This is a genomic window from Heyndrickxia faecalis, assembly GCF_040267745.1.
Lineage (GTDB): Bacteria > Bacillota > Bacilli > Bacillales > Bacillaceae_C > Weizmannia > Weizmannia faecalis.
This window is the reverse complement of record NZ_CP158453.1, coordinates 358,480-371,357: the sequence shown is the minus strand read 5'-3', so window position 1 is coordinate 371,357 and position 12,878 is coordinate 358,480. Positions and strand designations below refer to the sequence as shown.

Sequence of the window (12,878 nt, the reverse complement as noted above, 5' to 3'; positions counted from 1 at the left end):
CCTTACATCCTGGTGATCCAATTAGAACACGAGAATTCAGCACCTTTTCTGTACTCAAAGTAAATGAGGAGCGTTTTTTCTTCTTTGGCTAACTCATGATGAAAAACATACCATGGCTCAGGTATTTCTAAGGCTGATTCAAATACGTTATATCCCTCTTTGTAATCTTTCAATTTCATAAAGCAGTAAACCCTTGGCATTCTATTAGTTTTTACCCACTATTGACAGCTTTATTAGTTTTTAGATTAAATACTAAAAGCGAGGAAGCAAAAAAATCCGCCCCAAAGAAACAAAAACAGGTGAACCTCACCCTCAGTGGGTTAAAATAGTTTTAGGATTAACATCTCACACTGGGAGGTTCACCTATACATAGCATAATTAAATATAAAGAAAATTTATTTTACTTCGTTGGTTGAAAGTCGCTTTGCATTTTTTCGTACAAAAGCGCATGCTATACAAGCCAAAGCAATAGCAGCCATCGGCAATAATAAACTTTCACGCAGTGCTGTTAGATAACCACTTAAATGGCCGCCAAATTTTGTTGAAATATCAAAGACCGATTCAAATTCCGAACCATGATTCATGGCAGAAATCCTATTTTGTAATAAAGCTCCTACAGCCGCACTGCCTCCAACTGTTCCCAATTGGCGGACAGTATTCATCACCCCGGATGCTGCACCTGCAACTTCATCCTTCACTTCTTTCACGGCAACTGCTGCCATCGGTGAAATTAATAACCCGTTTCCAAATCCAGTAATCACCATCGACAACATAAATTGCACCCAATAGTTATGGCCATTCATGATAAAAAAAACCCATATCATCCCGATTAGGGTCAGCGCTAATCCTGCAAGCACAAGGTATTTCCCATCTATTTTATTTGAAAATTTTCCGGCAAATGGAGATACACACATGGAAATAAGTGATGCAGGAACTAACGTAAGTCCCGCCCTAAATGCATCATATCCCAAAATGGACTGAAAATATATCGAGAGAAGCAGCATTAACCCAAGGACGCCAATAGAAAAAAAGACTCCTACCACATTCATTAACGTGTAATTACGATCTTCAAACAAGGCAAATGGAATTAATGGATCCCGCTTCTGACGCAATTTTTGTTGAACATAGAATATGATAAAGATAACTACGGAAATAATAAGAATGCCGACAATGTACATGGACCATTTAAAGTGTTGGCCTTCAATTAATCCATAGGTTAAAAATAAACACGATAAAGAAACCAAGAGAACCCCCCATCAAGTCAAGCTGTTGTTTTGCTGAATTTCGGATTTCCGGAACAAATAGATAAGTGAATATAAAAATCAATACTCCGATTGGAACATTTATATAAAAAATCCAGCGCCAGCCTAACACACTGACTATGAATCCGCCTAAACTCGGACCTGCAACAGCAGCAACTCCACCTACCATTCCCCATATTCCAAGGGCCGTTCCACGACGCTCGGAAGGAAATAATCGTATAATAAATGTCATTGTCTGCGGTAAAAGCAGAGCTGCACCAAGTCCTTCTATAGCTCTAAATACAATGAGTTCCAAAGGGCTTGTGGAAAGTCCGCATAACAAACTAGAGATGGTAAAAAGGACAATTCCAATTGAAAACAATTGTCGTATACCAAATAGATCACCTAAACGGCCGGCCGTAATTAAAAACACGGCAAGCACCAATATGTATATATTCAGAACCCATAGAGCCTCATTAATGGATGCATGTAATGTCTCCATTAAATTCGGAATCGCAATGTTAACAATTTGCAAATCCAATTGAGTCATAAAAAAACCAAACGAAAGAATCGTCAATACTAACCAAGGACTTCCCTTCCATTTTTGAATATCAAGCATTTTTTCACCTCAAATCTATTAATTGTTCAAGAACTGCAGCAGGCAGGCCAGCCCCTCAGCAGAGTAACAATGGCTAATACAGAACCAGTAGCATTAATTACGTTTACAACCCATCTCGGTGCAATCATCTCTGCACGATGCAGAATTTCAATTACATCCATCTTTTAAAAATTAGAATGGCTAAAGTAACAGCTGTAGCGGCAACTAAAACCATAACTGCCTTTGAACTTTATGATTTAAGAAGTTGACCTTTCAATAATAATTGCATCTGTATCCCTCCCTTCATTTTTATTACTGTATAGCCACCAATACCCCTAACAATCTCTATATTATATTTTCATATCCGAAAAAAAATAATATTTAATAAATTATAAATTATGTACTAAATGTCTAACGGCAAATTAAGGATCTTAAAATCATTTTTGTAAAAAATATTTGACATTATGGTTTGTAAGGGGATACGATAATGTCAGCACAGATGTAAAAAATTTTTTACACTAATTGGTGATTGGATGCAAAATAACATTAAAAAATACAGGAAAAAGAAGCAGATGTCGCAGGAAGAGTTGGCAAAAAAATGTAATGTCACACGACAAACCATAAATGCTATTGAGAACAGCAAATATGACCCTTCTCTTCGTTTAGCTGTACTCATCTCACAAATTTTAGAAGTAAGGATAGATGAATTGTTTATTTTTGATTCGATAAATGAAACGATTGAAAGGAAAGATGGAAATGAGAAAAATGGATGAAATGGAAAAGGATCATTCCGGAAAAGCAGCAAGACTAGCATTTAGCTACTATACTTTGGTTTTACTCATATGGTCCCTTGTGGATTGGTTTAAAACCAAAAGCACTGGAATAGAATTTCCAATTCTTATGATTGGTTGTGCCATTTATGCTGGAGTACAAGTATATTTGCTTCGAAAAACAAAATAAATCATTTTTTACAAATTTTAGGAAGAATAATGTACCGTTATAAATTTGTTAAGATAAAAATCAATCGGTGGAAAGGACAACCGGAAGTCGACTACAGACAAATTATAGAGGAAAATGCATCGGAAGGTTGGGGGTTGGTTCAAATATTTGCCCCTCCTATTTCCGGGTTTGGGGCAGCAGACCATTTTGAATTAATTTTTGAGAAATATATTGAAAACCCCAACTGAAAAAGTATAGTGAAATAACTGGTGGTGAAATCAAGTTAAAAGAATGCTTTCGCTATTTAATTGAGCTGACATAGAAAAAAACAGCGATCCCTTAATATTCCTAGGATCGCCGTTTTCCTGTTCCTACTCCCACTCAATCGTAGCGGGCGGTTTGCTTGTAATATCATACACGACGCGGTTGACGTGCGGGACTTCGTTGACGATGCGGGTGGAAATTTTTTCGAGCACTTCCCACGGAATGCGCGCCCAGTCAGAAGTCATGCCGTCGATGGATGTGACAGCACGGATGCCGATGGTGTAATCATACGTGCGCGCATCGCCCATGACACCAACGCTGCGGATGTTCGGCAATACCGTAAAATACTGCCAGATATCGCGGTCGAGACCGGCTTTTTTGATTTCTTCGCGCAAAATAAAATCAGATTCGCGCACCATCTCGAGTTTTTCTTCCGTAATCTCGCCCAGCACGCGGATGCCGAGACCCGGGCCCGGGAACGGCTGGCGCCAGACAATTTCGTCCGGAATGCCGAGTTCAGTGCCGACTGCGCGCACTTCGTCTTTAAATAATGTATTCAGCGGTTCAATTAACGTAAACTGCATGTCTTCCGGCAGACCGCCGACATTGTGGTGCGACTTGATTGTCTGGGCAGTCGTTGTCCCGCTTTCGATGACATCGGTATACAACGTTCCCTGGGCAAGAAAATCAATCCCTTCGAGTTTTGCCGCTTCATCATCAAAGACATAAATAAATTCATTTCCGATGATTTTCCGCTTTTGTTCCGGGTCGGAAACACCTTTCAATTTTTTCAGGAACCGTTCTTTCGCGTCGACTTTAATGACGTTCATATTAAAGCCTTCTGAGAAAGTTTTCATCACACTCTCTGCTTCGCCTTTACGCAAAAGACCGTGGTCCACAAAAATACACGTGAGCTGGTCGCCGATCGCTTTATGGATCAATACCGCGACAACGGAAGAGTCAACCCCGCCGCTTAAGGCGCACAGCACTTTCTTGTTCCCTACCGTTTGCCGGATTTTTTCAATTTCCATTTCGATGTAGTTTTCCATTGACCAAGTTCCGCTGCATCCGCAAATTTTAAAAGCAAAATTGCGCAAAAGTTCATTGCCGTAAACAGAATGGCGTACTTCCGGATGGAACTGGACGGCATACAAATGTTTGTCCGTGTTGCTCATTGCAGAAATCGGGCAGTGGTCACTGCTTGCATCTACCGTAAATCCGGCCGGTACTTCCGTCACAAGATCCCCGTGGCTCATCCAGACCACCTGATCTTCCGGAAGCCCGTCAAATAACCGGCCCCCGTTTTCGACATGAATCGTTGCTTTTCCGTATTCACGCTGACTGGCGGGTTCAACTTTGCCGCCATATTTTTTTGCCATAAGCTGCATGCCGTAGCATATTCCCAGAATCGGCACGCCAAGATTAAAAATGTCTTCATCGACATGGAATGCGTTTTGGTCATAGACGCTGTTCGGGCCGCCCGAGAAAATAATGCCTTTCGGGTTCATGGCCTTGATCTCTGCCGCTGTCAAAGTGTGCGGATGGAGTTCGCTGAATACGCCAAATTCGCGGATCCGGCGTGTAATCAGCTGGTTATACTGGCTGCCAAAATCCAAAACCACAATTTTTTCTATATCTTTCACATCGAATGTTTTTGCCATTGATTTTCCCCCATGTACTTTTATCTAGAAACGAAATCTGATCTTTAAAGCAGGATTCCGGCTCGGCTTTTTTAAAAATGTGAAACTGCCTGCGTCGGTTATCCTCAGTATACAGCATTTATATTTTGGCAGATTTCCGCCGGGTTTGTGCCTTAAAAGCCACACCATGTTCACTTTCCGGCTGATGTTTGCCGGGATTCTTTACTTACAGCTGTAGTACGTTCACTTTTCATCGGAATTTTGGTTCGTTCCTTAACGTAGAAGCGTTCTATGTGAACTTTGCATCGGAATTTTGCGCGCTTCCTTAACATAGAGGCGCTCTAGGTGAATTTATCACCGGATTTTTGCCTCGTTCCTTAACGTAGAAGCACTCTACGTGAACTTTGCATCGGCATTTTGCACGCTTCCTTAACATAGAGGCGCTCTAGGTGCACTTTTCATCGGAGTTTTGCGTGCTTCCTTAATGTAGAAACCTTCTACGCAAACCTAGGGCCTAATTTTAGCTCGTTCTACGCACATAGAGCCAACCGCCCTTGTGAACTTGCGGCCAAAATTTTGCCGGGTTCCTCCGCGCTGGGAGCCCGGCTTTATCATTATTTCCAAAAATCATCAAAAATCGTAATCGGCATATGGCGTTTGTGCTGTCCTTTTAAATACCAGGACTCGATGGTGGCTTTTGCTTTCGGGGAAATTTCTTTGCCTTCCAGGTAATCATCAATGTCATCATAGGTTACCCCTAATGCCACTTCATCGGCAAGCTGCGGACGATCGTCTTCAAGATCAGCTGTCGGCGTTTTTAAATAGAGCCGTTCCGGACAGCCGAGTTCTTTCAAAAGCATTTTGCCTTGACGCTTGTTTAACCTGAAAATCGGAACAAGGTCCGAGCCGCCGTCGCCATATTTTGTATAAAATCCGGTCACATTTTCAGCTGAATGGTCGGTACCGAGCACGACACAATTTTCCATCGCAGCAATGCTATACTGGACTTTCATTCTTTCACGCGCTTTTTCATTTCCTTTCGCATAGTCGGAAAGGACGATGCCCGCTTTTTCCAGGGACGCTTCGCTGGCATCAACGGCCGGCTTGATGTTCACGGTGATGTCCTTGTCCGGCTGGATAAACTGGGCGGCCAGTTCCACATCATCCGCATCTTTCTGTTCGCCGTAAGGAAGGCGTACTGCAATAAACTTGTATTCCTGGTTGCCGGTTTCTTCTTTCATTTCGTTGATGGCGATCTGCGCAAGCTTCCCTGTCAAAGTGGAATCCTGGCCGCCCGATAAACCAAGCACGAATCCTTTCAGGAACGGGTATTTTTTTAAATAACTTTTTAAAAAATCAACACTTTTACGGATTTCTTCTTTCGGGTCAATGACCGGTTTTACTTTCATTTCTTCCACGATTCTTTTTTGCATTGCGTCCATTTTTTTATCCTCCTTATCCGCATCTATATAAAATGAACGTAAGGATTTACATCAAGCCCGGTCGCCATTTGCATAATGGTTACTTTTTACAGCAGGCAACAGAGCCGCGATATTTTGTTCATTTTATATATTGTTCTTTTGACACAAAACAGATGGAAAAAACCACCATCATCATTTAATCTTCTTCAAGCCGAATCACTTTTTGCCGCACTTCTTCTATATTGCGCATTTTGTTGTCCCAGCATTTTTGGCTCAAATCGACCGGGTATTCTTCAGGATTGAGAATGCGTTTATATTCGTCCCACAACAGGTCCAAATTATCTCTCGCATATTGTTTGATCGCATCCAGCGGCGGAAGTTCGTATACGAGCCGCCCCTTTTCATAGATGGTTTCATGGATATTGATGGCTTCAAAGTTTGTGACATATTTGCTGATAAAGGTATGGACAGGATGAAACATCTTCAGCCGCTTTTCCGCTGCCGGATTTTCGTCCTGCATGGCAATATAGTCGCCCTCCAGCTTGTTTGTCCGTTTGTTTAAAATACGGAATACTTTTTTCAGCCCCGGTGTTGTCACTTTTTCGGCATTGCTTGAAATTTTAATCGTATCCTGCATTTCCCCGTTCCCGTCTTCGATGGATACCATTTTATATACCGCACCGAGCGCCGGCTGGTCAAATGCCGTAATCAGTTTCGTCCCAACGCCCCATGCATCAATTTTCGCACCCTGGGCTTTTAAATGGAAAATCGTATATTCATCCAAATCACTGGATGCAAAAATTTTCGCATCCGTAAATCCGGCTTCGTCGAGCATTTCCCGTGCCTTTTTCGATAAAAAAGCCATGTCGCCGCTGTCCAGGCGGATACCAAGAAAATTGATTTTATCGCCAAATTCTTTTGCCACTTTGATGGCGTTCGGCACGCCCGAACCCAGTGTATCATATGTATCGACAAGAAAAATGCAGTTCTTATACGTTTCCGCGTATTTTTTAAAAGCGGTGTAATCATCCCGGTATGCCTGTACCATCGCATGGGCGTGCGTGCCACTCGTCGGCATGCCGAACACTTTCCCGGCCCGGACATTACTTGTTCCGTCAAATCCGCCGATGTAAGCCGCTCGCGTTCCCCACACGGAAGCATCCAGTTCATGGGCGCGCCTTGAACCAAATTCGAACAAGGCAGCATCATCACCGGCGACTGACCGGATTCTCGCAGCCTTTGTCGCAATCAGCGTCTGGTAATTGATGATATTTAAAATGGCGGTTTCGATGATTTGTGCTTCAGCCAAAGACGTTTCCACCTGGATCAGCGGTTCGTTGCCAAAAACGAGTTCCCCTTCGCGGACGGAGCGCAACGTTCCGGTGAAGCGCATTTCTGACAAGTACTGCAAAAAATCCTCGCTGTAATGGCCGGTGCTGCGCAAATAGGCAATATCTTCTTCAGTGAAGTGAAAGTGGTTCAAATAATCCACAATTCGCTCAAGCCCCGCAAAGATGGCGTAGCCATTTCCGAACGGTATTTTTCTGAAAAATGCTTCGAACACCGCTTTCCGGTTGTGGATACCGTCTTTCCAATAGGCCTGCGCCATGTTGATTTGGTATAAGTCTGTGTGAAGCGCTAAACTGTCATCTTTAAAACGCATGCTCTCGAATCACTCCTACCTAATGGGTTTACCGCACTTCCGCTCCGAGCGAACCTTTAAAATGGCTTAATGCCCATTTGTGCCCGTCCGGATTAAAACTTGCCACCGCGTTTTCGTGGACCACCAGCTTGAATCCTTTATTGTAAGCATCCACTGCCGTATGCAGCACGCAAATGTCTGTGCATACCCCGCATAAATGGATTTCTTCTATGCCCCGTTCCCGCAGCCGCAGCTCCAGATCCGTCCCGCAAAAAGCGCTGTAGCGGGTTTTATCGATCACATGAACGTTTTTCTTCCCTTTCCACGCTGTAAAAAGCGGCTGCAGTTTCCCGTACAGGTCGCGCCCGGGTGTGCCTTCGAGATTATGGGGAGGGAACAATTTCGTTTCCGGATGATAAGGATCATCTTGTTCATGGCAGTCGATCGCGAAGACCACGTAATCGCCGTTTTCAAGGAATGACTTCGTAAGCGCCACAATGTTTTCTTCAATCTGCTGCCCCGGTTTGCCGCATGTCAACCGGCCGTCGTCAGCTACGAAGTCATTGGTATAATCAATATTGATTAACGCTTTTCGGGCACCCATATGGATCCTCCGTTCATTTTAAATTATCCTTATTGTACACGAAAAATGGCTTCCGGCAAAATGTTTCATGCCGGAAGTTTATGGATAACCTACACAGGCTGGACGATGCCGATACCAGGCTGATCAGAGAGCAGGACGTCCTCGCCGTCATAGGTTAAATGATCCGGTTCTTCAGACAACCAGAGTGGCGCGTCCAGATCCATATAGACAACATTCGGATGGGCGGCCGCAAAGTGGGCAGCTGCCGCCACGGAAAGTGATGGCTCCATCATGCTGCCAACCATGCATTTCACACCGTTTGCTTCTGCAATGTCGGCAATTTTCCACGCTTCAGAAATTCCGCCGCATTTCATCAGCTTAATATTGATAAGGTCGGCAAATCGGCCCGCGATCAATTTCAGCGCGTCTTTTGCCGAAAACAGGCTTTCATCTGCCATGACCGGCAGCTTTGTTCTTTCCGTTACAAACTTTAACCCTTCCCAATCATCGGCACGTACCGGCTGTTCGACAAACTCAATCCCGAAATCCTTTTTTTCCAGCTCTTGTAAAATTTGCACCGCTTGCTTCGGTTCCCACGCCTGATTGGCATCAAGGCGCAGTTTGACATCAGGCGAAACAGCGCGCCGGACCGCTTCAATCCGTTCGAGATCGATTTCCGGATATGTGCCGACCTTGATTTTCAACAGATGAAACCCGGCCTCCACGCTTTTTTCCGCATCCCATGCCATTTTTTCGGGCGTATCCACTCCGATTGTCATGGAAGTCCGGAGATTTTTCTGCCCGCCAAGATAGGCATACAGTGGAATGTTTAACCATTTGCTGTATGCATCGTAAAGGGCAATGTCGGCAGCAGCTTTTGCACTTGTGTTGCCCGTACAGCACCGCTGCACTTTTTTCAGGGCTTCCTGGAAATCACGCAAATCATGCCCGGAGAGCGCCTCCTTGATAGGCCCTGCCGCAACAGACATGATGCTTTCGGTTGAATCGCCTGTAATGACAACAGTTGGCGCAGCTGCCCCTGTACCTTTTATGCCATTGTCCAGTGTGATTTCCACTTCAATGCTGTCAATTTCATTGGCTTGCCGCAATGCTGTTTTAAACGGAACGAGCAGCGGAATGTTCCGGTAATGCACTTGCACATCTTTTATGATCATGGCAGCTTCTTCCCTTCATCCTGGCATTTTAAAGCCAATTTATGCTGGTTTTATTATATCATTAATAACGGGCCGGTGATTTAAACCCCGCATCATTTTTGCCTGTATTTTTTTGTGTGAACTTTTCCCTGGTTGCCCGCGTCTATTCAAACGTGCTTATGGAGAGAAGGGACCATACATCCAAAAATAGAAACGGGATGGTGTCAGACCGGAATGAAAATCAGTAATCATGAAAAAAATGCTTTATGGCTGGCCGTATGGATGCTGGCCGTCTACCTTTCGCCAATGTTTATTCTTGGCGGCAATATGCATATCCGGGTCCACGACAACCTGGATTCGAATATCGCCTGGTACCGGGTGCTCGACCGCAGCGGAGAACTGTTTGGCCCTCTGAATGCAACGATTCCGCAAATCATGAACGGGTTGCCGCGAAATGCGTTCGGGACGGAATTCAGCGGAATCCAGTGGCTTTACGCCCTGTTCCCTTCGGTTGTGGCTTATACATTCAGCCAGACGATTACAAGAGTCTTTGCTTTTTTAGGAATGTACCTGTTGCTAAAACGGCATTTCGTGCAAGGGCAGGACGGTTACTTTATCAGGGTATGGGTATCTCTTGCTTTTGCGATGACCCCGTTTTGGCCGTCCGGCATGTTAAGCACATTGGGGATGCCGCTTGCGCTTTGGGCTTTTTTAAACATCAGGAACCGGCAGGCCACATGGAAAGAGTGGCTGGCGCTGACCCTTTTGCCTTTTTACTCCAGCTTTGTGCTCGGGTTCTTCTTTTTTCTGGCGGCGATGGGACTTTTGTGGATACGGGATGTGCTTGTGAAACGGGAGCGCAACTGGCCGTTCTTTTTTGCAATCGGCTGGATGCTGGTGCTGTATTTAGGGATTGAATACCGGCTTGTGTATTCCCTTGTCTTTTCCCATGAGCCGACAAGCCGGAATGATTTTGTTAGCTCGAAACTCGGCTTTTGGCACACGCTCCGGCTTGCGCTAAAAAATTATGTGTTCGGGCATACACATGATATGACCGTGCACACGTTTGTCATTCTGCCGTTCTCTTTTATCGCCATGTGGCTGATTTATAAAACAAAAGCATGGAAAAAGGAAAAACGGTATGTGCAGCTTTTTATGCTGAATGCCGTTTTATCGCTCTGGTATGCTTTCTGGTTCAACAAGGCATGGGAACCGTTAAAAGAAAAGATCAGCCTGCTGAATACGTTTAACTTTGCACGGTTTCATTTTTTGCGGCCGCTTATCATTTATACGATGTTTGCAGTGGGGGCATGGTTTCTTTGGAAACGCGGCAGAAAGTGGAAGGCATTCGTAAAATGTTGCCTCATCGCCCAGGTGGTTGTCCTGTTTGCGTTTAATCCTGAAATTTATTATCGTGTTGCCGGGAAACCTTCGTTCAACCAGTTTTACGCGACGGGCCAGTTTCACGAAATCGGCCGCTATATCGGCAAACCGAAAAGCGCTTACCGCGTCGCCAGCATCGGGATCCATCCGGCCATTGCCCAGTACAACGGTTTCTACACCTTAGATTCTTACAATAATTATTATCCGTTGTCTTATAAAAGGAAATTCCGAAAAATCATTGCCGGGGAACTGGAGAAAAGCCCGCAATTAAAAACGTATTTTGACCAGTGGGGGAACCGCTGTTATATTTTTGTCAGCGAACTGGGCAAGCATTATGAATTCCGGAAAAACAGCGGCGTCAAAATCCATCATCTTGCCATCGATACAAAAGCGTTTGAAAAGCTTGGCGGGCGGTATATTTTCTCGGCTGTCCCGATCCAAAACGCAGAAGAAGAGCATTTGCGGTTTTTAAAAACTTTCCGCAATGCCGACTCGGCGTGGACCATTTATTTATACGAAGTAAAGTAAGCATCATGCTGGTAAAGGAGATGCTGTAGAATGAGTCAATATCCGAAATTAACGATTGTTGTTCCTTGTTATAATGAAGAAGCCGTATTGCATGAAACGATGAAGCAGCTGTCAGAGGTGCTCGAATCTCTGATCCAGTCCAAACTGATTGCAAAAGACAGCACGCTCTTGTTTGTCGATGACGGGAGCCGCGACAAAACCTGGCAGATCATTGAATCCGCTTCGGCCCGCCATCCGTTTGTAAAAGGCATTAAACTGTCGCGCAATGCCGGGCACCAGAATGCGCTGCTTGCAGGGCTTACGGTCGCCAGTGAGCATTCCGACTGCGTCATCTCCATTGATGCCGATTTGCAGGACGATATCCGGGCGATTCGGGATTTTATGGAAAAATATTGGCAAGGCTACGATATTGTATACGGCGTCCGCGACAGCCGGGAAACGGACACTTGGTTTAAACGGACAAGTGCGCAAGGGTTCTACTGGCTGATGGGAAAAATGGGGATTCAGCTCGTGCCGAACCATGCTGATTTCCGGCTGATGAGCAAGAGAACATTGGAGGAACTTTTAAAATATAAAGAAGCAAATCTGTTTTTGCGCGGGATTATCCCTTTGCTCGGGTTTCCTTCTACGAAAGTGTATTACGACCGAAAAGAGCGGATGGCCGGGGAATCAAAATATCCGTTAAAGAAAATGCTCGCTTTTGCCCTGGATGGCATTACGTCTTTCAGCATAACCCCGGTCCGCTTTGTGACGGCCCTCGGGTTTGTCACGTTTATTTTAAGTGCTTTTGTCGGCCTTTATGCCCTTATAGAGGAACTTGCCGGCCATACCGTCTCCGGCTGGGCTTCCCTGATCATCTCTATCTGGCTCCTTGGCGGCCTGGAGTTGATGGCGGTAGGGCTGATCGGGGAATACATCGGCAAAATTTTTAAAGAAGTCAAAAGGCGCCCGCGCTATACTATTGAAACGAATTTATATAAAGACGGGAAATCTTCTTTCGCCTTAAGCCAAAACAGTGATACAATGAAAACTTGAAAACACAACTTACGAAAGGTTTGCTGGACCCATGCTCAAACAATATGCCGCTTTTCTTAAGTTTTGCATTGTCGGCGCCGGAAATACGCTTGTTGATTTTCTCGTATTTTTTCTGCTCACATCATTCCATGTGCCTTATCTTGTTGCACAGGCCTGCTCTTATACGGCCGGCATGGCAAACAGTTATTTGCTGAACCGGTTCTGGACGTTTCAAGTAAGAAAAAAAGCAACATGGGGCGAGGCTTCACGGTTTATTGCCGTCAATTTAATCGTCTATGCGCTGACTTCCCTTCTGCTTTTCCTCTTTCACGAGCAGTGGGGCTGGCCGCTTTTATACGCGAAGATCATTGCCACACTGGCAGGGATGGCCGTCAATTTTCTTGGCACAAGGCTCTGGGTATTCCGTGAACACGCGGAATAACCGGGCCGGCATCCCTAAAAAAACCGGCT

General features: G+C 44.8%; 13 protein-coding genes. 6 read left to right on the top strand and 7 right to left on the bottom strand.

What is annotated here, in order from left to right; translation table 11 throughout:
* Positions 1-395: 395 nt before the first annotated feature.
* Entirely contained in the window at positions 396-1,244 is an 849-nt protein-coding gene (locus tag ABR335_RS01800; protein WP_350346435.1) for an MFS transporter, read from the bottom strand.
* Complete coding sequence (locus ABR335_RS01795) at positions 1,201-1,860, bottom strand: MFS transporter (protein WP_350346434.1); 660 nt, start codon at positions 1,858-1,860, stop codon at positions 1,201-1,203. The genes ABR335_RS01800 and ABR335_RS01795 overlap by 44 nt, the downstream gene beginning before the upstream one ends.
* Positions 1,861-2,372: 512 nt before the next feature.
* Here ABR335_RS01795 and ABR335_RS01790 point away from each other — a divergent pair.
* The 3 genes from ABR335_RS01790 to ABR335_RS01780 are packed head-to-tail and all read left to right on the top strand — an operon-like array spanning position 2,373 to position 3,026.
* Complete coding sequence (locus ABR335_RS01790; RefSeq protein WP_019720783.1) at positions 2,373-2,612, top strand: helix-turn-helix transcriptional regulator; 240 nt, start codon at positions 2,373-2,375, stop codon at positions 2,610-2,612.
* The gene (locus ABR335_RS01785; RefSeq protein WP_014096839.1) at positions 2,596-2,799 is read left to right on the top strand and encodes a hypothetical protein; all 204 of its coding nucleotides are present in this window, start codon (positions 2,596-2,598) and stop codon (positions 2,797-2,799) included. The genes ABR335_RS01790 and ABR335_RS01785 overlap by 17 nt, the downstream gene beginning before the upstream one ends.
* A 29-nt stretch (positions 2,800-2,828) precedes the next feature.
* A complete protein-coding gene (locus tag ABR335_RS01780) occupies positions 2,829-3,026 on the top strand; it encodes a DUF4177 domain-containing protein (RefSeq protein ID WP_041819503.1) in 198 nt (65 codons plus the stop codon).
* A 123-nt stretch (positions 3,027-3,149) separates the two neighbouring features.
* Here ABR335_RS01780 and guaA read toward each other — a convergent pair whose 3' ends face one another.
* From guaA to ABR335_RS01755, 5 genes are all read right to left on the bottom strand, one after another.
* Positions 3,150-4,703 carry a glutamine-hydrolyzing GMP synthase gene (gene guaA / locus ABR335_RS01775; RefSeq protein ID WP_035190156.1) on the bottom strand — a complete coding sequence of 518 codons (1,554 nt, stop codon included), beginning with the start codon at positions 4,701-4,703 and terminating at the stop codon, positions 3,150-3,152.
* Between the two features lie 593 nt (positions 4,704-5,296).
* Positions 5,297-6,124 carry an ammonia-dependent NAD(+) synthetase gene (nadE, locus tag ABR335_RS01770; protein ID WP_014096836.1) on the bottom strand — a complete coding sequence of 276 codons (828 nt, stop codon included), beginning with the start codon at positions 6,122-6,124 and terminating at the stop codon, positions 5,297-5,299.
* Positions 6,125-6,299: 175 nt separating this feature from the next.
* Positions 6,300-7,766 carry a nicotinate phosphoribosyltransferase gene (locus tag ABR335_RS01765; RefSeq protein WP_061565641.1) on the bottom strand — a complete coding sequence of 489 codons (1,467 nt, stop codon included), beginning with the start codon at positions 7,764-7,766 and terminating at the stop codon, positions 6,300-6,302.
* A gap of 28 nt (positions 7,767-7,794) precedes the next feature.
* Entirely contained in the window at positions 7,795-8,349 is a 555-nt protein-coding gene (locus ABR335_RS01760; protein ID WP_179234759.1) for a cysteine hydrolase family protein, read from the bottom strand.
* A gap of 89 nt (positions 8,350-8,438) precedes the next feature.
* Positions 8,439-9,503: a dipeptide epimerase gene (locus ABR335_RS01755; protein ID WP_014096833.1), complete on the bottom strand. Its 1,065-nt coding sequence runs from the start codon at positions 9,501-9,503 to the stop codon at positions 8,439-8,441.
* A 213-nt stretch (positions 9,504-9,716) separates the two neighbouring features.
* Between ABR335_RS01755 and ABR335_RS01750 the strand changes: the two genes are divergently transcribed.
* Genes ABR335_RS01750 through ABR335_RS01740 form a run of 3 tightly spaced genes read left to right on the top strand, consistent with a single transcriptional unit; the run spans position 9,717 to position 12,849 of the window.
* The gene (locus ABR335_RS01750; protein WP_350346433.1) at positions 9,717-11,393 is read left to right on the top strand and encodes a DUF6044 family protein; all 1,677 of its coding nucleotides are present in this window, start codon (positions 9,717-9,719) and stop codon (positions 11,391-11,393) included.
* Between the two features lie 30 nt (positions 11,394-11,423).
* Positions 11,424-12,428, top strand: a complete 1,005-nt coding sequence (locus ABR335_RS01745; protein ID WP_350346432.1) for a glycosyltransferase family 2 protein — start codon at positions 11,424-11,426, stop codon at positions 12,426-12,428.
* A gap of 31 nt (positions 12,429-12,459) precedes the next feature.
* On the top strand, positions 12,460-12,849 hold the full coding sequence (locus ABR335_RS01740; protein ID WP_350346431.1) for a GtrA family protein: 390 nt from the start codon (positions 12,460-12,462) through the stop codon (positions 12,847-12,849).
* Positions 12,850-12,878 lie beyond the last annotated feature (29 nt).

Coding starts and splice junctions, on each gene's coding strand:
- ABR335_RS01760 (WP_179234759.1), bottom strand. CDS start 8,349: ATGGGTGCCCGAAAAGCGTTAATCAATATTGATTATACCAATGACTTC.
- ABR335_RS01795 (WP_350346434.1), bottom strand. CDS start 1,860: ATGCTTGATATTCAAAAATGGAAGGGAAGTCCTTGGTTAGTATTGACG.
- guaA (WP_035190156.1), bottom strand. CDS start 4,703: ATGGCAAAAACATTCGATGTGAAAGATATAGAAAAAATTGTGGTTTTG.
- ABR335_RS01765 (WP_061565641.1), bottom strand. CDS start 7,766: ATGCGTTTTAAAGATGACAGTTTAGCGCTTCACACAGACTTATACCAA.
- ABR335_RS01740 (WP_350346431.1), top strand. CDS start 12,460: ATGCTCAAACAATATGCCGCTTTTCTTAAGTTTTGCATTGTCGGCGCC.
- ABR335_RS01750 (WP_350346433.1), top strand. CDS start 9,717: ATGAAAATCAGTAATCATGAAAAAAATGCTTTATGGCTGGCCGTATGG.
- ABR335_RS01755 (WP_014096833.1), bottom strand. CDS start 9,503: ATGATCATAAAAGATGTGCAAGTGCATTACCGGAACATTCCGCTGCTC.
- ABR335_RS01780 (WP_041819503.1), top strand. CDS start 2,829: ATGTACCGTTATAAATTTGTTAAGATAAAAATCAATCGGTGGAAAGGA.
- ABR335_RS01745 (WP_350346432.1), top strand. CDS start 11,424: ATGAGTCAATATCCGAAATTAACGATTGTTGTTCCTTGTTATAATGAA.
- ABR335_RS01790 (WP_019720783.1), top strand. CDS start 2,373: ATGCAAAATAACATTAAAAAATACAGGAAAAAGAAGCAGATGTCGCAG.
- nadE (WP_014096836.1), bottom strand. CDS start 6,124: ATGGACGCAATGCAAAAAAGAATCGTGGAAGAAATGAAAGTAAAACCG.
- ABR335_RS01785 (WP_014096839.1), top strand. CDS start 2,596: ATGAGAAAAATGGATGAAATGGAAAAGGATCATTCCGGAAAAGCAGCA.